The sequence below is a fragment of the Streptomyces sp. NPDC107559 genome (assembly GCF_055657365.1).
In genome coordinates this window covers 264,511-291,128 of sequence record NZ_JBVKBD010000004.1, presented here as the reverse complement: position 1 = coordinate 291,128, position 26,618 = coordinate 264,511, and the positions used below count along the sequence as shown (strand labels likewise).

At 72.5% G+C, this 26,618-nt stretch carries 22 protein-coding genes; 11 read left to right on the top strand and 11 right to left on the bottom strand.

Features of this window, described 5'->3' with window-relative positions; all coding sequences use genetic code 11:
• Positions 1 to 128 precede the first annotated feature (128 nt).
• Complete coding sequence (locus ACZ7OY_RS15865; RefSeq protein ID WP_351604262.1) at positions 129 to 929, top strand: SDR family oxidoreductase; 801 nt, start codon at positions 129 to 131, stop codon at positions 927 to 929.
• 216 nt (positions 930 to 1,145) lie between these two features.
• Positions 1,146 to 2,726 (top strand): sodium:solute symporter family protein, encoded by a 1,581-nt coding sequence (locus ACZ7OY_RS15860; protein WP_471911911.1) that lies wholly within the window; start codon positions 1,146 to 1,148, stop codon positions 2,724 to 2,726.
• Positions 2,727 to 2,816: 90 nt separating this feature from the next.
• Here the strand turns inward: ACZ7OY_RS15860 and ACZ7OY_RS15855 are convergent, their stop codons facing one another.
• The 3 genes from ACZ7OY_RS15855 to ACZ7OY_RS15845 all read right to left on the bottom strand — a co-directional run bounded on the left by ACZ7OY_RS15855 (position 2,817) and on the right by ACZ7OY_RS15845 (position 7,419).
• Positions 2,817 to 3,935 (bottom strand): ADP-ribosylglycohydrolase family protein, encoded by a 1,119-nt coding sequence (locus tag ACZ7OY_RS15855; protein WP_471911910.1) that lies wholly within the window; start codon positions 3,933 to 3,935, stop codon positions 2,817 to 2,819.
• A gap of 156 nt (positions 3,936 to 4,091) precedes the next feature.
• Positions 4,092 to 4,679, bottom strand: a complete 588-nt coding sequence (locus ACZ7OY_RS15850) for a hypothetical protein (RefSeq protein WP_471911909.1) — start codon at positions 4,677 to 4,679, stop codon at positions 4,092 to 4,094.
• Positions 4,680 to 4,824: 145 nt separating this feature from the next.
• Positions 4,825 to 7,419, bottom strand: a complete 2,595-nt coding sequence (locus tag ACZ7OY_RS15845; RefSeq protein ID WP_471911908.1) for a bifunctional FO biosynthesis protein CofGH — start codon at positions 7,417 to 7,419, stop codon at positions 4,825 to 4,827.
• 288 nt (positions 7,420 to 7,707) lie between these two features.
• Here ACZ7OY_RS15845 and ACZ7OY_RS15840 point away from each other — a divergent pair, with 288 nt between their 5' ends.
• Complete coding sequence (locus tag ACZ7OY_RS15840; RefSeq protein ID WP_471911907.1) at positions 7,708 to 9,213, top strand: CehA/McbA family metallohydrolase; 1,506 nt, start codon at positions 7,708 to 7,710, stop codon at positions 9,211 to 9,213.
• Here ACZ7OY_RS15840 and ACZ7OY_RS15835 read toward each other — a convergent pair.
• Positions 9,210 to 10,055, bottom strand: coding sequence for an endonuclease/exonuclease/phosphatase family protein (locus ACZ7OY_RS15835; RefSeq protein ID WP_471912096.1), 846 nt, complete (start codon positions 10,053 to 10,055; stop codon positions 9,210 to 9,212). The genes ACZ7OY_RS15840 and ACZ7OY_RS15835 overlap by 4 nt on opposite strands.
• 92 nt (positions 10,056 to 10,147) lie before the next feature.
• Between ACZ7OY_RS15835 and ACZ7OY_RS15830 the strand changes: the two genes are divergently transcribed.
• Complete coding sequence (locus ACZ7OY_RS15830) at positions 10,148 to 10,552, top strand: nitroreductase/quinone reductase family protein (protein ID WP_351610849.1); 405 nt, start codon at positions 10,148 to 10,150, stop codon at positions 10,550 to 10,552.
• 13 nt (positions 10,553 to 10,565) lie between these two features.
• Here ACZ7OY_RS15830 and ACZ7OY_RS15825 read toward each other — a convergent pair whose 3' ends face one another.
• The 6 genes from ACZ7OY_RS15825 to ACZ7OY_RS15800 all read right to left on the bottom strand — a co-directional run bounded on the left by ACZ7OY_RS15825 (position 10,566) and on the right by ACZ7OY_RS15800 (position 18,045).
• Positions 10,566 to 12,038 carry an aldehyde dehydrogenase family protein gene (locus tag ACZ7OY_RS15825; RefSeq protein ID WP_471911906.1) on the bottom strand — a complete coding sequence of 491 codons (1,473 nt, stop codon included), beginning with the start codon at positions 12,036 to 12,038 and terminating at the stop codon, positions 10,566 to 10,568.
• A complete protein-coding gene (locus ACZ7OY_RS15820) occupies positions 12,035 to 13,765 on the bottom strand; it encodes an N-acyl-D-amino-acid deacylase family protein (protein WP_471911905.1) in 1,731 nt (576 codons plus the stop codon). The genes ACZ7OY_RS15825 and ACZ7OY_RS15820 overlap by 4 nt, the downstream gene beginning before the upstream one ends.
• A gap of 94 nt (positions 13,766 to 13,859) precedes the next feature.
• Positions 13,860 to 14,978 (bottom strand): LLM class flavin-dependent oxidoreductase, encoded by a 1,119-nt coding sequence (locus ACZ7OY_RS15815; protein WP_471911904.1) that lies wholly within the window; start codon positions 14,976 to 14,978, stop codon positions 13,860 to 13,862.
• 98 nt (positions 14,979 to 15,076) lie between these two features.
• A complete protein-coding gene (locus ACZ7OY_RS15810; RefSeq protein ID WP_471911903.1) occupies positions 15,077 to 15,847 on the bottom strand; it encodes an SDR family NAD(P)-dependent oxidoreductase in 771 nt (256 codons plus the stop codon).
• A 12-nt stretch (positions 15,848 to 15,859) separates the two neighbouring features.
• Entirely contained in the window at positions 15,860 to 16,804 is a 945-nt protein-coding gene (locus ACZ7OY_RS15805) for a TIGR03619 family F420-dependent LLM class oxidoreductase (protein ID WP_471911902.1), read from the bottom strand.
• Positions 16,801 to 18,045: an amidohydrolase family protein gene (locus ACZ7OY_RS15800; protein ID WP_471911901.1), complete on the bottom strand. Its 1,245-nt coding sequence runs from the start codon at positions 18,043 to 18,045 to the stop codon at positions 16,801 to 16,803. Before ACZ7OY_RS15800 ends, ACZ7OY_RS15805 begins: the two co-directional genes overlap by 4 nt.
• A 209-nt stretch (positions 18,046 to 18,254) precedes the next feature.
• Here ACZ7OY_RS15800 and afsR point away from each other — a divergent pair, with 209 nt between their 5' ends.
• From afsR to ACZ7OY_RS15780, 4 genes are all read left to right on the top strand, one after another.
• A complete protein-coding gene (gene afsR, locus ACZ7OY_RS15795; protein ID WP_471911900.1) occupies positions 18,255 to 21,206 on the top strand; it encodes an SARP-family global regulator AfsR in 2,952 nt (983 codons plus the stop codon).
• 210 nt (positions 21,207 to 21,416) lie between these two features.
• A complete protein-coding gene (afsS, locus tag ACZ7OY_RS15790) occupies positions 21,417 to 21,611 on the top strand; it encodes a regulatory protein AfsS (protein ID WP_471911899.1) in 195 nt (64 codons plus the stop codon).
• A 301-nt stretch (positions 21,612 to 21,912) separates the two neighbouring features.
• On the top strand, positions 21,913 to 22,272 hold the full coding sequence (locus ACZ7OY_RS15785) for a DUF6247 family protein (RefSeq protein ID WP_471911898.1): 360 nt from the start codon (positions 21,913 to 21,915) through the stop codon (positions 22,270 to 22,272).
• Positions 22,265 to 22,534, top strand: a complete 270-nt coding sequence (locus tag ACZ7OY_RS15780; protein ID WP_471911897.1) for a hypothetical protein — start codon at positions 22,265 to 22,267, stop codon at positions 22,532 to 22,534. The genes ACZ7OY_RS15785 and ACZ7OY_RS15780 overlap by 8 nt, the downstream gene beginning before the upstream one ends.
• A gap of 15 nt (positions 22,535 to 22,549) precedes the next feature.
• Here ACZ7OY_RS15780 and ACZ7OY_RS15775 read toward each other — a convergent pair whose 3' ends face one another.
• Positions 22,550 to 24,148 (bottom strand): FadD3 family acyl-CoA ligase, encoded by a 1,599-nt coding sequence (locus tag ACZ7OY_RS15775; protein WP_471911896.1) that lies wholly within the window; start codon positions 24,146 to 24,148, stop codon positions 22,550 to 22,552.
• Positions 24,149 to 24,246: 98 nt separating this feature from the next.
• Here ACZ7OY_RS15775 and ACZ7OY_RS15770 point away from each other — a divergent pair, with 98 nt between their 5' ends.
• Genes ACZ7OY_RS15770 through ACZ7OY_RS15760 form a run of 3 tightly spaced genes read left to right on the top strand, consistent with a single transcriptional unit; the run spans position 24,247 to position 26,593 of the window.
• Positions 24,247 to 25,401 (top strand): lipid-transfer protein, encoded by a 1,155-nt coding sequence (locus ACZ7OY_RS15770; RefSeq protein WP_471911895.1) that lies wholly within the window; start codon positions 24,247 to 24,249, stop codon positions 25,399 to 25,401.
• Positions 25,402 to 25,406: 5 nt separating this feature from the next.
• Positions 25,407 to 25,823: a Zn-ribbon domain-containing OB-fold protein gene (locus ACZ7OY_RS15765; protein ID WP_471911894.1), complete on the top strand. Its 417-nt coding sequence runs from the start codon at positions 25,407 to 25,409 to the stop codon at positions 25,821 to 25,823.
• Positions 25,820 to 26,593 carry an enoyl-CoA hydratase/isomerase family protein gene (locus ACZ7OY_RS15760; RefSeq protein ID WP_471911893.1) on the top strand — a complete coding sequence of 258 codons (774 nt, stop codon included), beginning with the start codon at positions 25,820 to 25,822 and terminating at the stop codon, positions 26,591 to 26,593. The genes ACZ7OY_RS15765 and ACZ7OY_RS15760 overlap by 4 nt, the downstream gene beginning before the upstream one ends.
• Positions 26,594 to 26,618 lie beyond the last annotated feature (25 nt).

The window sequence follows — 26,618 nt, the reverse complement described above, 5'->3', positions numbered from 1 at the left end:
GCGGCCCCTTCCGGAGCCCTGCGGCCGCTTCCGGCCCCTTCGGGCGCCCTCCGGCCTCTTCCGTCCGCTCCCGGACGCCCATACTCTGACGCTCCGTCAGACAATGCGCCATACCCGGGAGGTACGCGATGTCACTGCTGGACGGCAAGACCGTCGTCGTCTCGGGGGTCGGGGCCGGGCTCGGTCATCAGGTGGCGGCGGCGGTGGTACGGGACGGCGGCAACGCCGTGCTGGGGGCGCGCACGGAGGCGAACCTCGCCAAGAGCGCCGCCGAGATCGACCCGGACGGCGCGCACACCGCGTACCGGGCGACCGACATCACCGACGAGGGGCAGTGCGCGGCGCTGGCGGGGCTGGCCTCGGAGCGGTTCGGGCGGATCGACGCGGTGGTGCACGTGGCGGCCTGGGACTCCTACTTCGGCGGCCTGGAGGACGCGGACTTCACGACCTGGCGTTCGGTGCTCGACGTGAACCTGCTGGGCTCGCTGCGGATGACGCGGGCCTGTCTGCCGGGGCTGAAGGCGGGCGGCGGGGGCAGGGGCGGCGGGTCGGTCGTGTTCATCGGGACCCAGTCGGCGGTGGCCGCCCCCTCGCAGGTGCGGCAGGCGGCGTACGCGGCGTCGAAGGGGGCGCTGACGAGCGCGATGTACTCGCTGGCGCGGGAGCTGGGCCCGTACCGGATCCGGGTCAACACCGTGCTGCCGGGCTGGATGTGGGGGCCGCCGGTGCAGGCGTACGTGCAGTTCACCGCGCACACCGAGGGGGTGCCGGAGGGTGAGGTGCTGTCCCGGCTGACCGATCGGATGGCGCTGCCCGAGCTGGCGACGGACGGGGACGTGGCGGACGCGGCGGTGTTCCTGGCGTCCGACCGGGCGCGGGCGATCACGGGACAGTCGCTGCTGGTCAACGCCGGGGAGCTGATGCGCTGAGCCCTTCCCACGCCCTTACAGACTGTTCATATAGGTGAACCAAGGTCAGTGAGCAGAACTATTTTACCTGCTCTTGACCTACCGCTCGCTTGTCGTGCCCACGCACAGCCACCCACGATGAGCGGGCACTTCGCGGCCTGAGGAGCCCATTCCCCGCTCAGGCGAAGTGCCCACCAGCTGAGCGGAGTTCACAAGGCGGACCCTGGAAGGGGGCTCATGAACAGTCTCGACTGGGCCGTGCTCATCGGGTATTTCGGCGTGATGGTCGCGATCGGCATCTGGTCGCACAAGCGGGTGGACGACGTCAGCGACTTCTTCACCGCCGGCGGGAAGATGCCGTGGTGGCTGTCCGGCATCTCGCACCACATGTCGGGCTACAGCGCGGTGATGTTCACCGGGTACGCGGGCATCGCCTACACCTACGGCGTGACGTCGTTCGTGACCTGGTCCTTCCCCATCGCGCTCGGCATCGCCATCGGGTCGAAGCTGTTCGCGCCGCGGATCAACCGGCTGCGCTCCCGGCTGCACGTGGCCTCGCCGCTGGAGTACCTGAAGAACCGCTACAACCTCCCCACCCAGCAGGCGCTGGCCTGGTCCGGCATGCTGCTGAAGATCGTGGACGTCGGCGCGAAGTGGGCCGCGATCGCGACCCTGCTGTCCGTGTTCACCGGGGTCTCGCTGAACCAGGGCATCCTGATCACCGGCGGTATCACCGCCGTGTACTGCACCATCGGCGGGCTGTGGGCCGACGCGCTGACCGAACTCGGTCAGTTCGTCATCCAGTTGCTGGCGGGCGTCTCGATGTTCGTCGCGGTGGTGCTGAAGCTCGGCGACAAGGGGATCGGGTTCTTCGACGCGTGGGACGAGCCCGCGCTGCACGGCCACGGCGACGGGCTGGCCGGCCCGTACGGCACGGTGTTCCTGCTCGCCTTCCTGTTCATCAAGCTCTTCGAGTACAACGGCGGAATGCTCAACCAGGCCCAGCGCTACATGGCCACGGCCGGACCGCGCGAGGCCGAGCGCTCGGCCCGGCTGTCCGCCGCGCTGTGGCTGGTGTGGCCGGTGGTCCTGTTCTTCCCCATGTGGATGTCACCGCTGCTGGTGCACGCCCAGAAGCCGGACGGCTCCGACTCCTACGGCCTGATGACCGAACAGCTGCTGCCGCACGGTCTGCTGGGTCTGGTCATCGTCGGCTTCTTCTCGCACACCATGGCCATGTGCTCCTCCGACGCCAACGCGATCGCGGCGGTGTTCACCCGGGACGTGGCTCCGGTCCTGTCGGAGCGGGCCCGGTCCTGGAACGCGCGGTCGGGGCTGGTCGCGGCCCGGATCACCACGGTCGTGTTCCTCGCCCTGTCGATGTCGGTGGCGACCCAGGTCAACTCGCCGGCGTTCAAGGACATCATCACCGTCGTCATCAAGTGGGTGGCCGGTCTGATGGGACCGATCGCGATCCCGATGATGCTCGGCCTGCTGCGGCCCTTCCGCCGGTCGGGGCCGACGGCCGCGCTCACCAGCTGGGCGATGGGCCTGCTGGCCTTCTGGCTGGTCAACTACCCGATCAACTGGAACGTCGACGGCGGGGTGCCGTTGCAGTACCAGGTGTCGGTCCCGCTGGCGGTCTCCCTGGTCCTCTACGTCCTGATCGGCTTCCTGCGGCCCGAGGACACCCCGGAGCGGCTGGCCGTCATCGAGCGGATCAACTCCGACGGGGACGGGGCGGCGGCCACGGCGGCCGTACCGGCTCCGGCGGCCGGGGGTGCCGGGGCGGCGGTGACGGACGACGTCGGCCGCTGAGCCCGGCGACCCGGGGGGGGCGGCGGCGGGGGGCGGCCGGCCGGGGAGCCGGCCGGCCGCGCTGCTCGGTGCCGGGCGGCGGGACGGGGCTCAGGTTCCCCGCGGGTAGCGGGCCAGCCATCCCGGGGACGCCGCCGTCGGACCGTGCAGCGCGGCCCCCTGGGTCATCTCCATCGCGAAGTCGTCGGCGAGTTCCAGGATCGTGGGACGGCCCTCCAGCTCGGCCAGCCAGGCCGGGGGCAGGGCCGTCTCTCCGTACAGCGCGCCCAGGAGCCCGCCCGCCATGGCACCCGTGGGAGCGGACGGGCCTCCGTGGTTCACGGCGAGACGCAGTCCGTGCCGCACGTCCTCGCCGACCAGCGCACAGTAGACGGCGGCGGCCAGCAGGCCCTCCGCCGTGCCGGACGCGGACATCTCCGCCACCCGCTCCGGCGTCGGCGACCCCGGCCGCGCCGCGGCCAGCGCGTACTGCAACGCGTCGGAGACCGCCTGGTGCCCCGGGCGTGAGGCGAGCAGCGCGAGCGCGTACTGCACGGCTCCTTCGAGGCTCTCGCCCCGGGCGAGTCCGTGCACGATCACCGCGTACGCGCCGGCCGCGAGACAGGCGTTGGGGTGCCCGTGGGTCTGCGCCGCGCACTCCACGGCCAGCTGCACGACCAGCAGCGGCTCCCAGCCCACCAGCAGTCCGAAGGGCGCCGAGCGGGCGGCCGCCTGCGGACCGGACTCGCCGGGGTTCTTCGGCGCCTCCAGCGTGCCCATGTTCTCGTCGGCGAGGCCGAGCAGCAGGGCCCCGGTGGGGTCCCGGCGCGCGTACAGCCACTCCTCGCGGGCGAGCCACCCGTCGTCCTTGCGGCGCTCGTCGGGCCCCCAGTCGCGCTGGGTGGCGGCCCAGCGCAGATAGGCCCGGTGCAGATCGGTCGGCGGGTGCCAGGCGCCCGTGTCGCGCCGTACCTGCGCCCGTATCAGGCCGTCCACCGTGAACAGCGTCAGCTGGGTGAGATGGGTGACGGCACCGCGCCGCCCGTACGCGGGCACCGGGTCGACGACGCCGTCCGGCCCGTGGGCCTCACGGATCGCGTCGATCCCGAGCCCGTCGACGGGGGCGCCCAGCGCGTCCCCGAGCGCCACGCCGAGCAGCGTGCCGCGCACCCGCCCGCGGAAGTCCTGCTGCTCGGCGCGGCCCCAGACAGCGCCGGTCGTCGCACCCACCAAGACCTCCCGTGGCACCGTCCGTCGTACGACAGGGCAGCACTGTAATGGACCCGGAACGTGCGCTTCAGGCAGTGGATCGGTATGCGTCGAGTAACCCGAGTGGTCGCTTGTGGTCAGTTTTCGGCCAGAAACAGCGAACCGGGGAGCGGGCGGTCAGTCGACGACGGTCACCTTGGTGCCGGTCGACCCGAAGGCCCACAGCGCCGTGCCGTCCGCCTTGGGCATCCGGATGCCGCCGGTGCGGCTGCCCGCGGCGGGCGGCGGCGAGGCGCCGTTCACCGCGTTGGAGAAGGCGATGTTCACACCGGAGGCGGTGGCGAAGTACATGATGTGCTCGATCGCGACGCCGTCGGAGCCGGTGGTGGCGTCCTTGCGTAGCGAGACCGTGTACTTGCCCGCGGCCGGACTCACGGTGCCCGGCCAGACCGTGAAGGTGCGGCTCGTGGCGTCGCTCGCGTCGACCAGCCAGACGCGGTGCTGCCCGAGGGAGTAGACGATCCGGCGCCCGACGCCCGAGCCGTCGGGCACCGCGGCGGTCTTCTTCGGGGCGGGCGCGGGGCGGGGGCTGGCCGAGGCCGAGGCCGAGGCCGACGCCGTGGGGGCCGGCCGGCCGGTGGCCGAGGCCACGGGGCGCACGCCCTGGTCCGCCTGCACGGCCAGGGTGGTGACCACGGCGATGGCCCCGACCGTCAGGCCGGTGACCCAGGCCCACGAGGGAAGCCGTCTGGCAGGCACGGACACGCGTCTCCTCCGCTCCAGGCCCCATCGAACATGGGGTCGGGTCATCGTACTGCGAGCCCTCGACCACCCGGCCCCGCGGTCCGGCCGCCCGGCAGGCCGCCCTCGGCCCGCCCGGCGCCCGCCTCGTGGCTGCCCCCGCGCCGGCTCAGTCCAGTACCGGCAGCAGCTCCGGCAGATGCCCGTCCGACGCCTGCGCCGCCCGCTGCCGCTCCTCCGGCACCTCGCCGTACAGGGTGGTGCGCGGCTTCGCCGGCCGCCCGGCCGCCTCCGCCACCGCGACCAGGTCCTTGACCGACTTGTAGGAGCCGTAGGACGAGCCCGCCATGCGCGAGATCGTCTCCTCCATCAGCGTGCCGCCCAGGTCGTTCGCCCCGGAGCGGAGCATCTCCGCCGCGCCCTGTGTGCCCAGCTTCACCCAGCTGGTCTGGATGTTCGGGATGTACGGGTGCAGCAGCAGCCGCGCCATCGCCGTCACCGCGCGGTTGTCCCGCGTCGAGGGGCCCGGGCGCGCGATGCCCGCCAGGTAGACCGGCGCGTTGGTGTGGATGAACGGCAGCGTCACGAACTCCGTGAAACCGCCCGTCCGCTGCTGGATCCCGGCCAGCGTGCGCAGATGGCCCAGCCAGTGGCGGGGCTGGTCCACATGGCCGTACATCATCGTCGAGGACGAGCGGATGCCCAGCTCGTGCGCCGTGGTCACCACCTCGATCCAGGTCGCGGCCGGCAGCTTGCCCTTGGTCAGGACCCAGCGGACCTCGTCGTCGAGGATCTCCGCCGCCGTGCCGGGGATCGAGTCGAGCCCCGCCTCCTTCGCCGCCGTCAGCCACTCGCGGATCGACAGCCCGGTACGGGTCGCGCCGTTGACGACCTCCATGGGCGAGAAGGCGTGCACATGCATGCCGGGGACGCGTTCCTTGACCGCCCTCGCGATGTCGAAGTACGCCGTACCGGGCAGGTCCGGGTGGATGCCGCCCTGCATGCAGACCTCCACCGCGCCCACCTCCCACGCCTGCTGGGCCCGGTCGGCGACCTGGTCCAGGGAGAGCGTGTAGGCGTCCGCGTCGGTGCGGCGCTGGGCGAAGGCGCAGAAGCGGCAGCCGGTGTAGCAGACGTTGGTGAAGTTGATGTTGCGGGTGACGATGTACGTCACCTCGTCGCCGACCACGGATCTGCGGACGTCGTCCGCGACCGCGCACAGCGCGTCCAGCGCCGGTCCGTCGGCGTGCAGCAGGGCCAGCGCCTCGTCGTCGGTCAGCTTCGTCGGGTCGTCGGCCGCCGTGGCCAGGGCCGCGCGGACGTCCGTGTCGATGCGCTCCGGCGCCATGCCGGGCGCGGCCGCCTCGCGCAGGGCGCCCCAGTCGCCGTACACCTCGTCGAAGTCGTCGCGCCGGTCGGACGTGCGGCCGTCGGTGTCGATGGTGCGGTGCAGATCGGTGCGGCCGGTGGCGGTGAACGCCTCCTCCGGCTCCTGCCACGGCCGGCCCTCGACCACCGCGTCCGGCAGGGCCAGGCCGGTCTCCGGGTCCGCGAGCGCCCGTACGTGCGGCAGCAGCCGCGGGTCCAGCCAGGGTTCGCCGCGGCGGACGAACTCCGGGTAGACGCAGAGGCGTTCGCGCAGTTCGAAGCCCGCCGCCGCGGAGCGCGCCGCGAGTTCCTCGATCTGCGGCCAGGGGCGCTCGGGGTTGACGTGGTCGATGGTGAGCGGGGAGACCCCGCCCCAGTCGTCGATGCCGGCGCCGATGAGCCGCTCGTACTCCGAGTCCACGAGGTTGGGCGGGGCCTGGAGGCAGGCCGAGGGGCCCATGATGAGCCGGGCCACGGCCACGGTGGCGACGAGCTCGTCCAGCTCGGCGTCCGGCATACCGCGCATCGCCGTGTCCGGCTTGGCGCGGAAGTTCTGGATGATCAGTTCCTGGATGCCGTGGTAGGACCGGGCGGTGCGGCGCAGCGCGAACAGGGAGTCCGCGCGCTCCTCGTAGGTCTCGCCGATCCCGATCAGGATGCCGGACGTGAACGGGACCGAGGAGCGGCCCGCGTCCTGAAGAACCCTCAGCCGGACGGCCGGCTCCTTGTCCGGGGAGCCGTGGTGCGGGCCGCCGGGCTCGGACCACAGCCGGGTGGCGGTGGTCTCCAGCATCATGCCCATGCTGGGCGCGACCGGCTTCAGGCGCTGGAAGTCCGTCCACGTCACGACGCCCGGGTTGAGGTGCGGGAGCAGACCCGTCTCCTCCAGGATGCGGATGGAGATCGCCCGGACGTAGGCGATGGTGTCGTCGTAGCCGTGCGCGTCGAGCCATTCGCGGGCCTCGGGCCAGCGGTCCTCGGGCTTGTCGCCGAGGGTGATGAGGGCTTCCTTGCAGCCGAGGGCGGCGCCCTTGCGGGCGACGTCGAGGACCTCGTCGGGCGACATGAACATCCCGTGCCCGGCGCGGCGCAGCTTGCCGGGGACGGTGACGAAGGTGCAGTAGTGGCACTTGTCCCGGCACAGCCGGGTGAGCGGGATGAAGACGCTCTTGGAGTAGGTGATGACACCGGCGCGGCCGGCCGCTTCGAGGCCCGCGTCCCGCACCCGGGCGGCGGACGCGGCGAGGTCGTCGAGGGCCTCGCCGCGCGCCTGGAGCAGCACCGCCGCCTCGCCGGCGTCGAGGGCGACGCCGTCCCGGGCACGTCTGAGGGCGCGACGCATGGAGTTCTCGGTGGGGCCGGTGGGGCCGGTTCCGGAGGTCGCGGGAGTCGTCATCCTTCGAGCATACGATCGCGCTGATCAGGTCTGACGAGTCATGTCCGAAACGCTCCGCACCGCGGACGGTGACACAGCGTCACCTCGGACGGCGCTTCGGCGCCGGGCGTCCCGCGCGCGCGGGGCCGGGCGTCCGCACGGCCCGTGCCTCTCCGCCTCTCCGAAAGCCGGCGCTCCCCTTCCCTTGCACGGGAGTTCACGTCCGGGCAGGAAGCTGGCGGACACCACCCCGCACCACCTCCTGCACCACCCGTGCCATGTCACCGACGACACCTGGGGAGCCGCAGCATGTGCGAGGAACACGCCGGAATCGCAAGACGCGCCCTGTTCGTGACGGGAGCGGCCGCCGCCCTTACGTTGGGAAGCGTGAGCTTCGCCGCGGCGGACGGCCAGGACCAGGAGACGAGGACGGTGCGCGGCACGCTGCCCACCGGCTCGCCGGACTTCGTGTACGTCCCGCTCGAAGTGCCCTCCGGGGTGCGGGAGCTCAGGGTCGCGTACACCTACGACAAGCCGTCCGTCCCGGCCGGCACCGCGGGCAACGCCCTCGACATCGGCATCTTCGACGAGCACGGCACCGAGCTCGGCGGCCGGGGCTTTCGCGGCTGGTCGGGCGGGGCACGCTCGGAGTTCTTCATCCGGGCCGACGACGCGACGCCCGGCTACCTTCCGGGTCCGGTCCGCAAGGGCACCTGGCACATCGCCCTCGGCCCCTACACGGTGGCGCCGCAGGGACTGAACTACGAGATCACCGTCACGCTGTCGTACGGGGAGCCGGGCGTCACACCGGAGCCGGTCTACCCGCCCGCCCGGGCCAAGGGGCGGGGGCGGGCCTGGTACCGGGGCGACTGCCATCTGCACTCCTGGTACTCCGACGGCCGCCGCACCCCGGCGGAGATCGCGGCGCTGGCGCGCGCGGCGGGCCTGGACTTCATCAACTCCTCGGACCACAACACCCACTCGGCGCACGCGCACTGGGCGGACGCGGCCGGCGACGACCTGCTGGTCATGCTGGGCGAGGAGGTCACCACGCGGAACGGCCACGTCCTGGCGCTCGGCACGGAACCGGGCACCTTCGTCGACTGGCGCTACCGGGCCCGGGACAACCGCTTCGGCCGGTTCGCCCGCCGGATCCGTGGCGCGGGGGGCCTGGTCGTCCCCGCCCACCCGCACGCCACCTGTGTCGGCTGCGGCTGGAAGTTCGGCTTCGGGGACGCGGACGCGGTGGAGGTGTGGAACGGCCCGTACACCCCGGACGACGAGGTGACGCTGGCCGACTGGGACAACATGCTCGTCGCGTCGGTGCGGGAGGGCGGCCGGGGCTGGATCCCGGCGATGGGCAACAGCGACGCCCACCGGGACCCGGACGTGGTGGGCTCCCCGCAGACGGTGGTGCTGGCCGACGACCTGACCCGGGAGGCGATCCAGGACGGCATCCGGGCGGGCCGCTCCTACGTGGCCGAGTCGAACCGGCTCTCGCTGTCCTTCACGGCGAGCGGACCGCGGGGTGAGCACGCGGGCATCGGCGGGCGTCTGGAGGTGTCCCGGGACGCCCCGGTCACGGTCCGGCTGGAGGTGACGGGCGCCCCGCGCTGCACGGTCCGCCTCGTCACCGACCAGGGGGTGCTGTTCACCTCCGACCCGCTGCCGGTGTCCGGCTCGGGCACGGTCGAGTGGCACACCACCGCCTCGTACGCGGCCTACGTACGGGCGGAACTGCGGCACGAGGCGGCGGCGGGACCGCTGCCGGGGGCGCTGGCGGCGTTCACCAACCCGATCTTCCTGGGCCGCTAGCCCGCCTGGGCCGCCCCCTCTTGAACGGGTCCCAGGGCCAGGTCGGCGACGACCGCCGCGTGGTCCGAGGGCCACATCCCGTCGACCGGCCCGTCCCCGGCCCGCCGTACGGCCCGCACATGGCCGAGGCCGCCGGGGCCGGGCGGTCCGACGTGGATGTAGTCGATGCGCGCGGGCGGGCTCTGCGGGCCGACGAAGCCGTTGGCCGGGTCCCAGGTGGCCGAGGGGGCCGCCGGGTCGGCGTACTCCCAGGCGTCGAGGAACACCTGTCCGGGGGCGGCGGGAGCCGTCCTGTAGCCCCCGAAGCGCCGGATCTCGTCGGAGTCCGGCCAGGCGTTGAAGTCGCCCGTGACGACCGGGGGGAAGTCGGTGCCGTCCCGGTGCGCGGCGACGAACTCCGCGAGCGCGGTGACCTGTTCGACGCGTACGGCCGAGGCGTCGATGGCCGAGGTGAGATGGACGGTGAAGAAGGGCACCTCGTGGGTGGGGGTGGCGATCCGGGTGTACAGGGCGAGCCGTCCGTCGTACAGCTCCTCGGGGGCCGGCAGCCGCAGCACCTCCTGGGCCGCCACCGGCCAGCGGCTGAGCACGGCGTTGCCGATCTCGACCGTCGGGTCCCCTATCCGCCGCTGCCAGCGGTCCGACGCGTCGGACGGGGCCCAGGCCCAGTGCATCCCGAGGTCGGCCGCCAGCCACCGGGCGAGGTTCTCACCGCCGCACTCCCACACCTCCTGGAGCCCGACGACATCGGGCCGCAGCTCTCTGAGCACGGCCAGGATCGCCTTCTGGCGCTCCTGCCAGGGACCGAAGCGCCACCAGAGGTTCCAGGTCACGACCCGCATCCGCAGCCACCAGCTCTCGTCGTGCGACATCGGGGACCATTGAAGCAACTCCCTTGTGCCGCACACCAGACCCGACAGGAGCCTCACAGGCAATGCCCCGTCACACCGACCTCAGATTCCGCGCGACGACAGCCTTCCAGCGGCACGTCGCCAACCCGCTCGTACGCCGGCTGCCGTTCCAGACGCTCCTGGAGACCACCGGCCGTGTCTCCGGCCGGCCCCGGCGCACCCCGCTCGGGGGCCGCCGGGTCGGCGACTCCTTCTGGCTGGTCTCGGAGTTCGGGGACCGCTCGCAGTACGTCCGCAACATCCAGGCGGACCCCCGGGTGCGGGTGCGCATCCGGGGCCGCTGGCACGAGGGCACGGCGCATCTCCTGCCCGACGACGACCCGGTGGCCCGGCTGCGCACCCTGCCCCGCGGCAACAGCGCGGCGGTACGCCTGCTCGGCACGCGGCTGCTGACGGTACGGGTCGATCTGGGCGGGGGCCGGCCCTGACGGGCGGGCCCGGTCACCCCGGCCAGACGATCGACTGCACCTCGCTGTAGGCGTGCAGGGCGTAGGAGCCGACGTCGCGGCCGACGCCGCTCTTCCTGAACCCGCCGAAGGGGGCCTCCATGTTGCGGCCGACGGTGTTGACGCCGACCCCGCCGGTGCGCAGCCGCCGCGCCACCCGGAAGGCGCGGGCCACGTCCGCGGACCAGACGTAGTCGATCAGGCCGTAGTCGCAGTCGTTGGCCAGGGCCACCCCCTCGTCCTCCTCGTCGAAGGGGATGACCACGACCACCGGGCCGAAGATCTCCTCGCGGGCCACCCGCAGGTCGTTGGTGCAGTCGGCGAGGAGGGTCGGGGCGACGTAGAACCCCCGCTCCGGCGGGGGGCGTTCGCCGCCGGTCACGACCACCGCGCCCTCCTTGCGGCCGAGTTCGACGTACGACTCGACCCGGTCGCGGTGCGCCGCCGAGATCACCGGCCCGACGACCGTGTCCGGCTCCCGCGGGTCGCCGACCTTCAGCCGGCGTGCGTACCCGGCCAGTCGCTCCACCAGACGGTCGTACACCCCCCGCTGGGCCAGCACCCGGGTCGGGGCCGTGCAGATCTGGCCGCTGTAGAAGGAGAAGGTGGTGCCGATGCCGGCCACCGCCGAGTCGAGGTCCGCGTCGTCGAGGACGAGCGCGGCGCCCTTGCCGCCCAGCTCCATCAGCTGGCGCTTCATGTGCCGCCCGCACACCTCGGCGATGCGCTGCCCGACCGCCGTGGAGCCGGTGAAGCTGACCATGTCGACGTCCGGTGACTCCACGGCCGCCTCGCCGACCGCGACCGAGCGGCCGGAGACGACGTTCACCACCCCGCGCGGCACCCCCGCCTCCTCCAGCGCCCGCGCCATCCGGTAGACGGACAGCGGGTCCTGCGGGGCCGGTTTGACCACCACCGTGTTGCCCATGGCCAGAGCGGGGGCGATCTTCCCGGCCGGGTTCGCCCAGGGGTTGTTGTACGACGTGACGCACGCGACCACCCCGACCGGCCGGCGGGCGGCGAGCGCGCCCATGACCGCCGCCTTCCCCATCGGCCCGGCCTCGTTGATCTGCGGCTGCACCGGCCACTCGACGGGCTCCACGCGCGCGTAGCGGCGGAACCGGGCCGCGGCCACGCCCACCTGCATCGCCCGCGCGGTGGCCGTGGTGGCGCCGGTCTCCGCCTGCGCCAGCTCCGCGTACGGCACCAGCCGGGCGCGGATCAGGTCCGCCGCGCGGGCCAGGATCGCCGCCCGCTCCTCGGGCGCGGTGCGCGACCAGGGTCCGAACGCCTCGCGGGCCGCCGCGCAGGCCGCGCGCACCTGCTCCGGCGAGGCCTCCGGCGCCCGGCCGACGGTGTCCTCGGTCGCCGGGTCGGTCACCTCGTAGCAGCCGCCGTCCGGCTCCACCCAGGCGCCGCCGAGGAACAGCTTCCCGCCGTCGCCCACCTGCTTCGCGTCGTCGCTCACCTCGTGCCCACCGTCCGTGTGTCCCGCCCCGAACGCAGGACGCGGCCCGGCACGGCGCCGGTGACCACGTCGTCCCGGATCACCGCGGTCCCGTTGACCCAGACCGCCCGCACCCCGATCGCCCTGGAGTCCAGCCGTGGACTGTCTCCCGGCAGGTCGTGCACCAGGGTGGCCTTGCCCGCGTCGATCCGCTCCGGGTCGAAGAGCACCAGGTCCGCATGCCAGCCCTCCCGCACCCGGCCCCGCTCGCGCAGTCCGAACAGCCGCGCCGGGTCGTCGGTCAGCATCTTCACCGCCTGCTCCAGGCCCGTCAGCCTCCGGCCGCGCAGGCAGTCCCCGAGGAAGCGGGTGGTGTACGGGGCTCCGCACATGCGGTCCAGGTGCGCGCCCGCGTCGGACCCGCCGAGCAGGACGTCCTCGTGCTGCCAGGTCTCGGCCCGCAGGGCCCAGGAGGCGGGGTCGTTGTCGGTGGGCATGGGCCACAGGACGGTACGGAGCCCGTCGGCGGAGCAGATCTCCACCAGGCAGGCGAAGGGGTCCTGGCCGCGTTCGGCGGCGATGTCCCGCACCACCCGGCCGGTCAGGCCCTCGTTCGCCGGGCTGTAGGTGTCGCCGATGACGTACCGGCCGAAGTTCACCAGCCGCCGGAAGACGCCGGCCTCCGGGGAGTTCGCGTGCCGCAGCAGTTCGGCCCGCACCCCGGGGTCCCCGAGCCGCGCGATCCGCTCGGGCACGGGCAGGCCCAGGACCGGGCCCCAGCCGGGGATCAGGTTCAGCGCGCAGAACGTGCCCAGCGACATGTTCATCGGCGTCAGGATCGGCATGGTCAGGGCGACCACCCGGCCGCCCGCCTTGCGGGCCCGCTCGCTCGCCGTCAGCTGCCGCGGCACCCGCTCCGGGACGGCCGCGTCGACGGTGAGGACGTTCCAGTTCAGGGGGCGTCCGGCGGCCGCGCTCAGCTCCACCAGCAGGTCGATCTCGGCGTCGCTGAACCGGTCCAGGCAGCCCGCGACGATCGCCTCGATCTGGGTGCCCTCGTGCTCGCCGACCGCCTTCGCCAGCGCCAGCAGCTCCTCGGGCCGGGCGTGCCGGGAGGCGACCGGCCGGCCGTCGCCGTCGGAGTGGGTCGAGGACTGGGTGGTGGAGAAGCCCCAGGCACCGGCGTCCATGGCGTCGTGGAAGAGACGCAGCATGGCCGTCAGCTGCTCCGGCGCGGGCTGTCCGCCGACCGCGTCCGGCCCCATCACATGGCGGCGCAGCGCGCAGTGCCCGACCATGAACCCCGCGTTGACGGCGATCCGCCCTTCGAGCGCGTCCAGATACTCCCCGAAGGTGTGCCAGTTCCAGGGCGCCCCCTCCTCCAGGGCGACCAGGGACATGCCCTCGACCTTGGACATCATGCGACGGGTGTAGTCGGCGTCCTCGGGGCGGGCCGGGTTCAGCGGCGCCAGGGTGAAGCCGCAGTTGCCGGCCGCGACCGTGGTCACCCCGTGGTTGAGGGAGGGGGTGGCGTAGGGGTCCCAGAACAGCTGGGCGTCGTAGTGGGTGTGGGGGTCGACGAAGCCGGGGGCGAGGACGAGCCCCGTGGCGTCCTCGCCGGTGCGGGACTCCTCGGTGACCGTGCCGATGACGGCGATCCGCCCGTCGCGGATACCGACGTCGGCGGTGAAGGCGGGCGCGCCGGTTCCGTCCACGACGGTCGCACCCTTGATGACGTGATCAAGCATGGGGCTCCCTTTCCGAGGCGGGCACCTGCCCTACCTGAAGGGGCGCGGGGAACTGCGCGACCAGCCACAACGCACCCGCACCCCGCAACGGCGATTACGCGGCATCCCGGAATCGGGTCGTCCGGTGTACGGGATCCGTGTCGATCTTCGGAATGACGTGCTCCCCGATCAGCCGGATCGTCTGCAACGTCTCCTCCTTCGGCACCCCCACCGGCAGCCCGAAGCTCAGCTGATCCGCCCCCGCCTGCTCCCACCGCTTGCACTGCCGCAGCACCTCGTCCGGATCGCCGCAGATCAGCAGCTCCTCCTCGATGAGGAGCTCGACGAACTCGGGGGTGTACTCGGGCAGGGTCTCCGGCCAGACGGGGAACCCCTCGGGCCGCGGGAAGGTGTCGTGGTACCGGAACACCAGGGACGGCAGGTAGTGCAGCCCGCCGGACGTGGCGATCCGGATCGCCTCGTCGTGCGTGGGCGCGCAGATCGCCGTCGTCGTCACCATCACGTTGTCGTTGACGAAGTCGCCGATCGGCTCGGCGTTCACGATCGCCGTCTTGTACTGCTCCAGCACCCATTCCATGTCGGCGACCTTCTGGATGCTGAAGCCGAGGACGCCGAGCCCCTTGCGGGCGGCCATGGCGTACGACGGCGGGGAGCCGGCCGCGTACCACATCGCCGGGTGCGACTTCCCGTACGGCTTCGGCAGCACCTTGCGCGGCGGCAGTTGCCAGTGTTTGCCCTGGAAACCGGCGTACTCGTCCTGGAGCCACATCTTGGGGAACTCGGCGATGGTCTCCTCCCAGATCTCCTTGGTGTAGTTCATGTCGGTCACACCAGGGATGAACCCGAGGATCTCGTGCGAACCGGCGCCGCGTCCGCTGCCGAACTCGAAGCGGTTGCCGCTGAGATGGTCGAGCATGGCGACCTTCTCGGCGACCTTGACCGGGTGGTTGACCTGGGCGAGCGGGTTGAAGATGCCCGAGCCGAGGTGGATGCGGTCGGTGGCGTGCGCGAGGTAGCCGAGGAAGACGTCGTTGGCGGACAGGTGCGAGTACTCCTCCAGGAAGTGGTGCTCCGAGGCCCAGGCGTACTTGAAGCCGGAGCGGTCCGCCTGGATGACGTACTCGGTCTCCTCCATCAGCGCCTTGTGCTCGGCGAGCGGGTCGGTCTCGGCGCGCTTGCCCACGTATCCCTGTACAAAGAGCCCGAATTCCACAGCGGTTCACCGTCCCATGTTTTCTGACGCTTCGTCAGCTACCGTTCGTTGGCCGACTGTCGCACCGGCCGCTTCCACCGTCAATAGCTGATGGACCGTCAGATGATGCTGACCCCGGCCAGCCAGCCGCCGTCGATCACGAACGGCTGTCCGGTGATGTACGAGGAGTCGTCCGAGGTCAGGAACAGCGCCAGCCGGGCCACCTCCTCGGCCCGCCCGATCCGCCCGAGCGGCACGAGCTTGCGGTACAGCTCGTCCAGGGCGCGGCTCATCTCCGCCGGATCCGCGCCCGGGTCCAGCCGCGCCGGGTTGGACATCGCGGTGTCGATGGCGCCGGGGCAGATCGCGTTGACCCGGATCCCCCGGCCGGCGAGCTCCAGCGCGGCGACCCGGGTGAGTCCGAGCACGGCGTGCTTGGTCGCGGAGTACGTCCCCACCGCGGCCATGCCGGTCAGCGCCGTGTAGGACGCCGTGTTGACGATGGTCCCGCCGTCGGCCAGCTCCGGCGCCACCGTCTTCATGCCCAGGAAGCAGCCGACCTGGTTGACCTGCACGACCTGCATGAACTCGTCGAGGGGCGTGTCCACGAGGGCGTTGAAGCGCAGGATGCCGGCGTTGTTCACCAGCCCGTCGAGGCGGCCGTACGCCCGCTTCGCGGCGGCGACGGCGGCCTGCCACTCCTGCTCCACGCCCACGTCGAGGTGGACGTAGCGCGCCCCTATCTCCTTGGCGAGCGCCTCGCCCAGGTCGTCCAGCACATCCGCCACGACCACGTTCGCGCCCTCCGCCACGAAGAGCCGCGCCTCCTGCTCGCCCTGCCCGCGGGCCGCCCCGGTGACGATGACGACCCGCCCGTCCAGCTTGCCCATGCCACGCACTCCTCAGGTCAGGTGGGGCGCGACCTCGGCCCCGAACGCCTTTATCTGGTCGACGAGTTCGGTGCGGCTCCGGCTGCGGAACCGCACCTGGATCTGGTGCACGCCCATCGCCCCGTAGGCCCGCAGCGACTCGGCGAGAGTCTCGGGGCGGCCGGTGAGGGTGCGGCGGCCGACCTCCCAGCCGGGCGTGCCGACGTACAGCGGCTCGGTGATCGCGCCGACGGTGAGCGGCTGCGCGATCCCCGCCTCCTCGCGCAGCCGCCACAGCCGGTCGATCTGGGCCGGGAGCCGGTCCCTCGGGTCGCCCTGCGGCAGCCAGCCGTCGCCCTTGAGCGCGGCCCGGCGCACGGCCGCGGGCGACGAACCGCCGACCCACACCGGCACCCGCTCCTGGACTGGCCGGGGGCGCTGGCCGAGCCCCTCGAAGTCGTGGAACTTCCCGTGGTGGGAGGGGAACTCGTCCGGCCCCAGGGCCGCCCGCAGCGCGTCGATCGCCTCGTCGAGCACCGCTCCGCGCTGCCCGAAGTCCACCCCGAGCGCCTCGAACTCCTCCCGTACGTGTCCGGCGCCCACCCCGAGGACCAGGCGGCCGCCCGAGAGGTGGTCGAGGGTGGCGTACTGCTTGGCGGTCAGCAGCGGGTGGCGCAGGCCGACGATCGCGACATGGCTGAGCAGCCGAATCCGTTCGGTGGCGGCGGCCAGGTAGGCGAGGGTGGCGACCGGGTCGTACCAGACCGTGCCCATGGAGGCGGCGAGGCGGCGCGGGACGGCGACATGGTCGCAGGTCGCGAGGTAGGCGAAGCCGGCGTGCTCGGCGGCGCGGGCGAGGGCGAGCAGGTCGCCGGGGCCCGCGCCGGCCTCCCAGGGCTCGGCGTACAGGGTGCTCTGGGACTGGATGGGCAGCTGGATGCCGTACTCCAGACCCCCGCCGCCGTCCGGGGGCGTCATACGGCGCCGCCCGGACCCGGCCACAGCCCCTCGTCCGTCAGCCCGAGCAGCTCGATCGCGTTGCGCCGGACGATCCGCTCGACGACGTCCGCCGCCAGGTGCCCCATCTGGGCCTCGCCGACCTGCCTCGACTTCGGCCAGGTGGAGTCGGAGTGCGGGTAGTCCGTCTCGTACAGGACGTTCCCGACCCCGATCGCGTCCAGGTTCCTGAGCCCGAAGGCGTCGTCGAAGAAGCAGCCGTACACGTGCTCGGCGAACAGCTCGGACGGCGGACGGTGGACCTTGTCGGCGACCCCGCCCCAGCCGCGGTTCTCCTCCCAGACGACGTCGGCGCGCTCCAGGATGTAGGGGATCCAGCCGATCTGGCCCTCGGCGTACATCACCTTCAGGTTCGGGAAGCGCTCGAACTTGCCGCTCAGCAGCCAGTCGACCATCGAGAAACAGCAGTTGGCGAAGGTGATGGTGGAGCCGACGGCGGGCGGGGCGTCGGCGGAGGTGGACGGCATCCGGCTGGAGGAGCCGATGTGCATCGCGACGACCGTGCCGGTCTCGTCGCAGGCCGCCAGGAACGGGTCCCAGTCGTCGGCGTGCACGGAGGGCAGGCCGAGGTGCGGGGGTATCTCGGAGAAGGCGACGGCCCGCACCCCGCGGGCGGCGTTGCGCCGTACCTCCGCGGCGGCGAGCTCTGCGTCCCACAGCGGGATGAGGGTGAGCGGGATCAGCCGGCCGCGGGCCTGCGGGCCGCACCACTCCTCCACCATCCAGTCGTTGTAGGCGCGCACGCACAGCAGCCCCAGCTCGCGGTCCGGGGCCTCGGTGAAGGTCTGGCCGCAGAAGCGCGGGAAGGTGGGGAAGCACAGCGCGGACTGGACGTGGTTGACGTCCATGTCGGCCAGCCGCAGCGGGACGTCGTACGAGCCGGGCCGCATCTGCTCGTAGGTGATCACCTCCAGCTTGATCTCGTCCCTGCTGTAGCCGACGGCCGTGTCCAGGCGGGTCAGCGGGCGGTGCAGGTCCTCGTAGATCCACCAGTCGCCGAGCGGGCCGTCGTCGCCCGGTTCGCCCATGACGGGCTTGAAGCGGCCGCCGAGGAAGGACATCTCCTTCAGCGGCGCGCGCACGATCCTCGGCCCGGTGTCCAGGAACTTCTTCGGGAGCCGGTCCTGCCAGACGTCGGCGGGCTCCACGGTGTGGTCGTCCACGGAGATGATCAGCGGAAACGTGCTGTCGTGGGTGTCCATGGCGCCCACGGTAGCGCTGATCTGACGGTCCGTCAGCTATGTGGTACGGGGCCCTGGGTGCCGCGACCGTGCGGAGAGGCTGTGAGGGCCTTGTGGGAACCCGCGCGCACAACGGTCGCGTCTCTGTGATCGGCGTCTCGCCCGGCTGACGCATCCACCATGAACAAGGCAAACTGGCGGGGTTGTTGAGGCTGCCTAGGGGGACTCCGATGGACGACGGCGTACCGCGCGTGCCGGAGCAGCGGCACCCGGGCTCCGGTACACAACCGGCGGCGCTGCGCTTCGGCCTGCTCGGACCGGTGCGCGCCTGGCGCGGCGAGGAAGCGCTCGCCACCGGCTCCCCCCAGCAGCGCGCGCTGCTGGCCGCCCTGCTGCTGCGCGAGGGCCGTACGGCGACGGCGGCCGAGCTGATCGACGCGCTGTGGGGCGAGGAGTCCCCCTCGCAGGCGCTGGCGGCGGTACGGACGTACGCCTCCCGGCTACGCAAGGCGCTCGACCCCGGCGTCCTGGTCAGCGAGTCCGGCGGCTACGCGATCCGCTCGCTGGGCGAAGGGACGCTCGACCTGGCGGTGGCGCAGGACCTGGCGGCCCGGGCCGAGAAGGCGCGGGGCGCCGGGGACCTGGGCCGCGCGCGCAAGACGCTGGACCGGGCGCTGGCCCTGTGGGACGGGGAGACACTGGCGGGGGTGCCGGGTCCGTACGCGGAGGCACAGCGGGTCCGCCTGGAGGAATGGCGGCTGCAACTCCTCGAGTCCCGGCTCGACATGGACCTGGAGCAGGGCTGCCACGCGGAGGCGGTCTCGGAACTGACCGCGCTGACCGCGGCCCACCCGCTGCGCGAACGCCTGCGCGAGCTGCTGATGCTGGCGCTGTACCGCAGCGGGCGGCAGGCGGAGGCGCTGGCCGTGTACGCGGACACCCGCCGGCTGCTCGCCGAGGAACTGGGCGTCGATCCCCGGCCCGGCCTGCGCGACCTCCAGCAGCGGATCCTGCAGGCCGACCCCGGCCTCGCCGAGCCGTCGGCCCCGATGGCGGACCCCGCCTCGGCGGTGGTGCGTCCCGCCCAGCTCCCGGCGACCGTGCCCGACTTCACCGGCCGCGCCTCATTCGTCGCGGAGCTCGGCGAGGTGCTCGCCTCCTCCGAGGGCCGGGTGATGGCGGTGTCGGCGCTGGCCGGGATCGGTGGTGTCGGCAAGACGACGCTGGCGGTGCACGTGGCACACCGGGCCCGGCACGCCTTCCCGGACGGGCAGCTCTACGTCGATCTCCAGGGCGCGGGGGCGCGGGCGGCCGAGCCGGAGACGGTCCTGGGCTTCTTCCTGCGGGCCCTGGGCACCGCCGACTCGGCGATCCCGGACTCCCTGGAGGAACGCGCGGCCCTGTACCGCTCGGTGCTGGACGGCCGCCGGGTCCTGGTGCTGCTGGACAACGCCCGCGACGCGGCCCAGGTACGGCCGCTGCTGCCGGGCACGGAGGGCTGCGCTGCGCTGGTGACCTCCCGGGTGCGCATGGTGGACCTGGCCGGCGCGCACCTGGTCGACCTGGACGTCATGTCCCCCGACGAGGCGCTGTCCCTGTTCACGAAGATCGTGGGCGAGGAGCGGGTCGCGGCGGAACGCGAGGCCGCCCTGGACGTCGTCGCGGCCTGCGGCTTCCTGCCCCTGGCGATCCGCATCGCGGCGTCCCGGCTGGCGGCCCGCCGCACCTGGACGGTGTCCGTCCTGGCGGCCAAGCTGGCCGACGAGCGACGCCGCCTGGACGAACTCCAGGCGGGCGACCTGGCGGTCAAGGCGACGTTCGAGCTGGGGTACGGCGCGCTGGAGCCGGCCCAGGCGCGGGCGTTCCGTCTGCTGGGGCTGGCCGACGGGCCGGACATGTCATTGGCGGCTGCCGCGCCGCTCCTGGACCTGCCGGTGGACGAGACCGAGGACCTGTTGGAGGCCTTGGTCGACACCTCCCTGCTGGAATCGGCGGCGCCCGGTCGCTACCGGTTCCACGATCTGGTCCGGCTCTACGCGCGTGCTTGCGCGGAAAGGGACGAACAGCCCCCGAGCGAACGCGATGCGGCGATGTCCCGGTTGCTGGACTTCTACCTGGCCAATGCGGCGGAGGTCTACGCACTTGAGCGTCCCGGTGATCGGACGATCGCGCACCTTGAGAAGAGCCGCTATCCAGGGCAGGAGTTCACCGATGCCGCGGACGCACTGGACTGGCTCCATGCGGAGGCCGAGCCTCTCCTCGCCTGCGTCCAACAGTCCCTGAAGCCCGCGACGTTGCGACGGGCCGTCGACCTCCTCCTGGCCACCATCGACCTGGCCGAGTCCGGGGCCGGTTCACTCCGGTACGAGAGGACGGCTGTGGCGGCCCGCGACGCCGCTACCGCCCAGGATGACGCGCACGCCGAGATGCGGGCGCGTATCACGCTGGCCCAAGTCCTCAGCCAGGGGGGTCGGTTCGAGGAGGCTGAGCGAGAGGCCAAGCGCGCCGATCTCCTCAACGAGGCCGCCAACGATCCTTGGACCAGCAGCACCGCTCCCAACCAGCTTGGCATCATCGCCATTTGCAGGTCGCTCTACGCCGACGCCGAGGGCTATTTCATCCGGGCGATCGACGCCTTCCGCGCCGACGAGAACAAGCCGGGCGAGGCAAGCGCAGTCTGCAATCTGTCACGGGCGCTGGCCTCCATGGGACGCAGTGCGCGCGCTGTAGACCTTGCTCAGCAGGGCATCAAAATCTACGACGACTTGGGTCTGTCGGTGCGTCTGGCGAATGCGCGGTACGCCTCAGGAATCGTCCTCACCCAGGCCGGCCGGCTGCCGGAGGCGCTGGAGCAGCTCGAAAAGGCACTTCACATCTTCACAGACAGCCGTCAGCGCCTCTGGGAAGGCACCACCCACTTCCGCATCGCCCAGGTGCACCTCGCGGCTCGTCGCCCTGCCCAGGCCGCCCAGCATGCCGAACAGGCGCTGGGGATCGGCTGCATCGGGGGTGACTGGATGAGGGCCAATGCCCTGACTCTTCTGGGCAAGGCCCTGGAGACACTCGGCCAGCCGGACCGGGCCCGTGCTTGCTGGCGTGACGCTCTCGGTATCTACGACACGGCCGGTTCGTCCGAGGCCACCGAGGTACGCGGCCTGCTGTCTCCAGTCAGGGCCGCCTGAAAGCCCCGCACCGGCGCGTTCATCGAACGTTTATGGACCGCTGCCAGTCTCTACTCCTGGATCCGTCGCGTCGGGGGGCAGGCGGAGCAAAGGGGCCTGACGACTACGCTGAGGCCTCCGAAACGCCCGTTCGGCGACCCTCGGGGGAGTTGCCGAACGGGCGCTTTCTTTCACAACACATCTTTAGCTGATCAATGGGGAGTTCCTGCCATGAGCGAAGCCAAGAAGGCCGAGGAGATCACCACGCTGGACCAGCACGCACCGGTCCCGCCCGCCCTGAAGGCCGAGGAGGTCACCACGCTGGACCAGCACGCACCGGCCCCGCCCGCCCTGAAGGCCGAGGAGGTCACCACGCTGGACCAGCACGCACCGGCCCCGCCCGCCCTGGACCTGGGCAACAAGTAGGCCTCATTCCCGACGGGGATCGGCCGCGGCGGCAGGGAGGGGAGCCGCCGCGGCCGAGGTGTGTTCGGGGTCGAAGGATGATCCAAGCCGTTTTTCGGGGGTTATCCACAGGCGGCACGGTCAGCGGCCTCAGCGCCGCTGGTCTCCACGCCGGCCGAGCCGAGCCCTCCGGGCGGACGGGTGGGTCCCCGGATCCCGGCCGGCTTCCCCTCCCCTCACCAGCACGTCGTCTCCGGATACCCTGCGTAATCACCAGCCCCTGTCGTACCGTAGCCATGGCACGGCCCACGGAGGGAGCAGGATGACCGCACAGCACATCGAACCCGGCGGCCCGGTCGTCCCTAGACCCGAGCGGACGCCCGTCGCCCTGCGCGTCGCGCTCGCGCAAGTGGCCCCTCACCGACTGCCCGCCATGGAACGGCAGAAGGACGAGGCCATCGCCCTTGCGGCGCGGACCGGCAGCCTCGGACCGATCACCCAGTTCCTTGAGACATGGGCCGTCGCCATCGAGATCGCGAGGACTCCCTCGGCTGTCGCACGACTGCGCGCAGCGGAGTACACCGCGCAGAGCGTGGACCGGGACGACCCGGCCTGGCGCGACGCCATGGACGAGATCCACACCCTCCATGTCTGGGCCCGGGAGTCGCTCGCCCGTGACTGACTGGCGTTGGGAGTACGACCCGGACGAATCCCGTGTCGTAGGCGGCGAGACACCCGCGCAGCCTGCGTTCGTCGCGGAGGTCGAGAAGCGCGCCGACGAACTGGTCCGCGCGGCAGAGGCACTGCACCTCGACGGAACCGGCTATCAAGGCGCGGGCGAAGGCGTACAGACCGCATACGTTCCCGGCGGGATGTTCCTCTACTTGACCGTCCCTCGCCACGAGTGCGTCTACATCCTCCAGGTCACCGTCTGGCCCGCCTGACCGCCTCCGCGCCCCTCACCGCCCCCGCAACTCCCCCTTCACCACCTTGCCGCTGGCGTTTCGGGGCAGGTGGGGGACGAACTCCACCGATCTCGGGACCTTGTAGTTCGCCATCTCGCGGCGGGACCAGGCGATCAGGTCGTCGGCCGTGAGGTGTGCGTCGGGGCGGCGGACCACGAAGGCCTTGCCGACCTCGCCGAGGCGGGTGTCCGGGACGCCGATCACCGCGACGTCCGCGATCTCGGGGTGCAGGCCGAGGAGTTGTTCGATCTCGGCGGGGTACGCGTTGAAGCCGCCGACGACGAACATGTCCTTCAGGCGGTCGGTGATGCGCAGGTTGCCCGCCGCGTCCAGGACGCCCACGTCACCGGTGCGCAGCCAGCCGTCCGCCGTGAGGACCTCCGCGGTCGCGGCCTCGTCCTCGTAGTAGCCGCGCATCACGTTGAAGCCGCGGACCAGCACCTCGCCCGGCAGTCCCGGCCCCAGCGGCGCCCCTGCCCCGTCGGCGATCCGGACCTCCGTGCCGGGTATCGCCCGGCCCGACGTCGACGCGATCACCGACGGCTCGTCGCCGCGGCGGCACATCGTGGCGATGCCGCTCGCCTCCGAGAGGCCGTAGGCCGTCAGGACGGTGCCGACGCCGAGCTCGCCCCGGAGGCGCTCCACCAGCCGCAGCGGGACCACCGCCGCGCCCGTCACGACCAGGCGCAGCGCGGACAGGTCGTGGGCGTCGCGGGAGGCGTGGTCCAGGAGGGACTGGTGCAGGGTCGGCGGGCCGGGGAGGACCGAGATCCGTTCCGCGGCGATGTTCGCCAGGACCGTGTCCACGTCGAACACCGGCTGGGGGACCATCGTCGCGCCCCGGGTCAGGCAGGCGATCACACCCGCCTTGTAGCCGAAGGTGTGAAAGAAGGGGTTCACGATCAGGTAGCGGTCGTCGCGGCGCAGGCCCGCCAGGTCGGCCCAGATCTCGTAGCCCCGCAGCGTCTGCGCATGGGTGATCACCACGCCCTTGGAGCGGCCGGTCGTGCCGGACGTGAAGACGATGTCGGAGGGCAGGGCGGGGGTCACCGCGTCCGCCCTGGCCCGTACCTCGGCGGCCCCGACGCCCTCCCCGTCCGCCAGGAAGTCCTTCCAGGTGCGGAAGTCGGCCGGGGCGTCGTCCGCGAGCACCACCACCCGTTCCAGGGCGGGCAGCCCGCCCAGCGGCCCGGGGCCCGGCCCCGCCCCCGCCGCCCCGCGCAGCGACGCCACGTACGAGGTGCCCAGGAACGTCCCGGTGACGAACAGCAGCCGCGCGCCGCTGCGCCGCAGCACGTCCACCGCCTCGGCGCCCTTGAAGCGCGTGTTGAGGGGGACCAGGACCGCGCCCGCCGACACCGCGCCGAGTGCCGCGACGATCCAGTCGAGGGAGTTGGGAGCCCAGACGGCCACCCGGTCGCCCACCTCGACGCCATGGGCGAGGCAGGCGGCGGCCGCCCGTTCCACGCGGGCGCCCAGCTCCGCGTACGAGATCCTCGTACGGCCCTCCACCACCGCCTCCGCGTCGCCGTACCGCTCGGCCGCCGAGCGGACCAGGCCCGGGATGCTGCCCCATTCCACGTCACCGCGCACGGCCGACCAACCTTCCAGACGCGTAGCTGACTGTCCGTCAGATTAGCTGTAACCTGACGGGCTGTCAGCAGTTGGGCAGTGGCCCGGAGGGGGCGCGCATGGGAAGTTCGGGGCTCAAGGACGCCACCGCCATCGTCGGGATCGGGCAGACCGGATTCGCCAAGCGGCTTCCCGAGGACGAGAAGACCCTCGCCTGCCGGGCCGTCCTCGCCGCCCTCGACGACGCCGGGATCGATCCCGGCGAGGTCGACGCGCTCGCCTCCTTCACGATGGAGGAGACGGAGGAGGTCGAGCTCGCCAAGGCGGTCGGGTTCGGTGATCTGACCTTCTTCAGCAAGATCGGGTACGGCGGGGGCGGTTCCTGCGCGACCGTCGCGCACCTGGCCGCCGCCATCGCCGCCGGGCAGGCCACCGTGGGGGTCGCCTGGCGGTCGCGCAAGCGCGGGAGCGGGCCCAGGCCCTGGACCAACACCGCCGTCCAGCTGCCCACCCCGGCCCAGTGGACCCGGCCCTTCGGGCTGCTGCGGCCCGTGGACGAGATCGCGATGCTGGCCCGCCGCTACATGCACGAGTACGGCGCCACCCGCGACCATCTCTTCAACGTCGCCCTCGCCTGCCGCAACCGGGCCAACCAGAACCCGGACGCGGTCATGTACGAGCGGCCCCTGACCCGGGAGATGTACATGACCTCCCGGTGGATCAGCGAGCCCCTCTGCCTCTACGACAACTGCCTGGAGACGGACGGCGCGCTCGCCTGCGTGGTCGTCTCGCGCGAACGGGCCCGCGACTGCCGCCGGAAACCCGTCTACGTCCACTCCGCCGCCCAGGGGCTGCCCGCCCAGCACCACGGCATGGTGAACTACTGGAACGACGATCCCCTCACCGGCCCGGCCTGGACCGCCGCCCGGCATCTGTGGAAGCACGCCGACCTCACGCCGGAGGACGTGGACGTCGCCCAGATATACGACGCGTTCAGCGCGCTCATACCGCTGTCGCTGGAGGGCTACGGGTTCTGCGGGAGGGGCGAGGGCGGGGCGTTCACCGAGGGGGGCGCCCTGGAGACCGGCGGGCGGCTGCCCGTCAACACCGGCGGGGGCGGGCTCTCCGAGGCGTACGTCCACGGCTTCAACCTCATCACCGAGGGCGTGAAGCAGCTGCGCGGGACCAGTACCGCCCAGGTCCCCGGCGCCTCCACCTGCCTGGTCACGGCCGGCGAGGGAGTCCCCACGTCCGCGCTGCTGCTGAGGAGTTGACCGACATGCTCTCTCCCGTCATCGATCCCGACGGCGCCCCCTTCTGGGAGTACGCCGACCGCGGCGAGCTCCGCGTCCAGGCCTGCGCCGACTGCGGCGAGGTGCGTTTCCCGCCCCGGCCCTGCTGCCCGCACTGCCGCTCCTTCGCGAGCGAGTGGCGGCGGACGGACGGGCGCGGACGGATCTGGTCCTACGTCGTCGCCCATCCGCCGCTGCTGCCCGGCTACGCCGAGCAGGCGCCGTACAACGTCGTCGTCGTCGAACTGGCCGACGCCCCCAGGATCCGGCTGGTCGGCAACCTGGTCGGCGGGGCGGGCGCGGCGCTGGACTCCGTGCCCGCCGACCGGGTCCGCATCGGGGCGCGGGTGCAGGTCGTCTTCCGCGACGACGGGCTGCCGCAGTGGGTCCTGGAGCGGCCGTGAGCGGGGTGCGGGTCGGCGCGGACAAGGACACCGGTGTCGCCGTCGTCACCCTCGACCGGCCCGACCGGCTGAACGCCGTCGACCTCGACATGGCCGCCGGACTCGCCGCCGTGTGGCAGGAGTTCCGGTTCGACGACACCGTACGGGCGATCGTGCTCACCGGGGCCGGCGAGCGGGCGTTCTGCACGGGACTGGACCGGGACGCGGTCGTGCCGCAGCCCGGGTCGCCGTACATGCAGGACGATCCGCTGCTGCGGATCGGGCCGAAGGCCAACGACCTGTGGAAGCCGGTCGTCGCCGCGGTGCGCGGGATGGCCTGCGGCGGGGCCTTCTACCTCCTCGGGGAGAGCGAGTTCGTGGTCGCCGACACGACCGCCGCCTTCTTCGACCCGCACACCACGTACGGCATGGTCAGCGCCTACGAGTCCGTCCTCATGGCCCAGCGGATGCCGTACGGGGAGGTCGCCCGGATGGCGCTGATGGGCAACGCGGAACGGATCGGGGCGCGGCGGGCGTACGAGATCGGGCTGGTCAGCGAACTCACCCCGCCGGGGCAGGCGCTGGCGGCGGCCGTGCGCTGCGCCGGCGTCATCGCCGGGTTCCCGACGGAAGGGGTGCAGGGGACGGTGCGGGCGCTGTGGGCGGCCAAGGAGGCCGCCCGGACGCAGGGGTTCGCCCAGGCGCCGCACCTGATCGCGCTCGGGAACCTGCCGGCCGAGCGGCAGACCGGGCTGTTCCGGGCCCGGCGGCGCACACACCGGACCCGCTGAGCCGCAGGACGGCTGAGCGGCAGGG

Excerpts from the sequence above, each read along its gene's own strand:
- ACZ7OY_RS15865 (WP_351604262.1), top strand. The coding sequence starts at position 129 with ATGTCACTGCTGGACGGCAAGACCGTCGTCGTCTCGGGGGTCGGGGCC.
- ACZ7OY_RS15770 (WP_471911895.1), top strand. The coding sequence starts at position 24,247 with ATGGGAAGTTCGGGGCTCAAGGACGCCACCGCCATCGTCGGGATCGGG.
- ACZ7OY_RS15840 (WP_471911907.1), top strand. The coding sequence starts at position 7,708 with ATGTGCGAGGAACACGCCGGAATCGCAAGACGCGCCCTGTTCGTGACG.
- ACZ7OY_RS15805 (WP_471911902.1), bottom strand. The coding sequence starts at position 16,804 with ATGACGCCCCCGGACGGCGGCGGGGGTCTGGAGTACGGCATCCAGCTG.
- ACZ7OY_RS15820 (WP_471911905.1), bottom strand. The coding sequence starts at position 13,765 with ATGCTTGATCACGTCATCAAGGGTGCGACCGTCGTGGACGGAACCGGC.
- ACZ7OY_RS15810 (WP_471911903.1), bottom strand. The coding sequence starts at position 15,847 with ATGGGCAAGCTGGACGGGCGGGTCGTCATCGTCACCGGGGCGGCCCGC.
- afsR (WP_471911900.1), top strand. The coding sequence starts at position 18,255 with ATGGACGACGGCGTACCGCGCGTGCCGGAGCAGCGGCACCCGGGCTCC.
- ACZ7OY_RS15765 (WP_471911894.1), top strand. The coding sequence starts at position 25,407 with ATGCTCTCTCCCGTCATCGATCCCGACGGCGCCCCCTTCTGGGAGTAC.
- ACZ7OY_RS15800 (WP_471911901.1), bottom strand. The coding sequence starts at position 18,045 with ATGGACACCCACGACAGCACGTTTCCGCTGATCATCTCCGTGGACGAC.
- ACZ7OY_RS15785 (WP_471911898.1), top strand. The coding sequence starts at position 21,913 with ATGACCGCACAGCACATCGAACCCGGCGGCCCGGTCGTCCCTAGACCC.
- ACZ7OY_RS15860 (WP_471911911.1), top strand. The coding sequence starts at position 1,146 with ATGAACAGTCTCGACTGGGCCGTGCTCATCGGGTATTTCGGCGTGATG.
- ACZ7OY_RS15835 (WP_471912096.1), bottom strand. The coding sequence starts at position 10,055 with ATGCGGGTCGTGACCTGGAACCTCTGGTGGCGCTTCGGTCCCTGGCAG.
- afsS (WP_471911899.1), top strand. The coding sequence starts at position 21,417 with ATGAGCGAAGCCAAGAAGGCCGAGGAGATCACCACGCTGGACCAGCAC.
- ACZ7OY_RS15845 (WP_471911908.1), bottom strand. The coding sequence starts at position 7,419 with ATGACGACTCCCGCGACCTCCGGAACCGGCCCCACCGGCCCCACCGAG.
- ACZ7OY_RS15830 (WP_351610849.1), top strand. The coding sequence starts at position 10,148 with ATGCCCCGTCACACCGACCTCAGATTCCGCGCGACGACAGCCTTCCAG.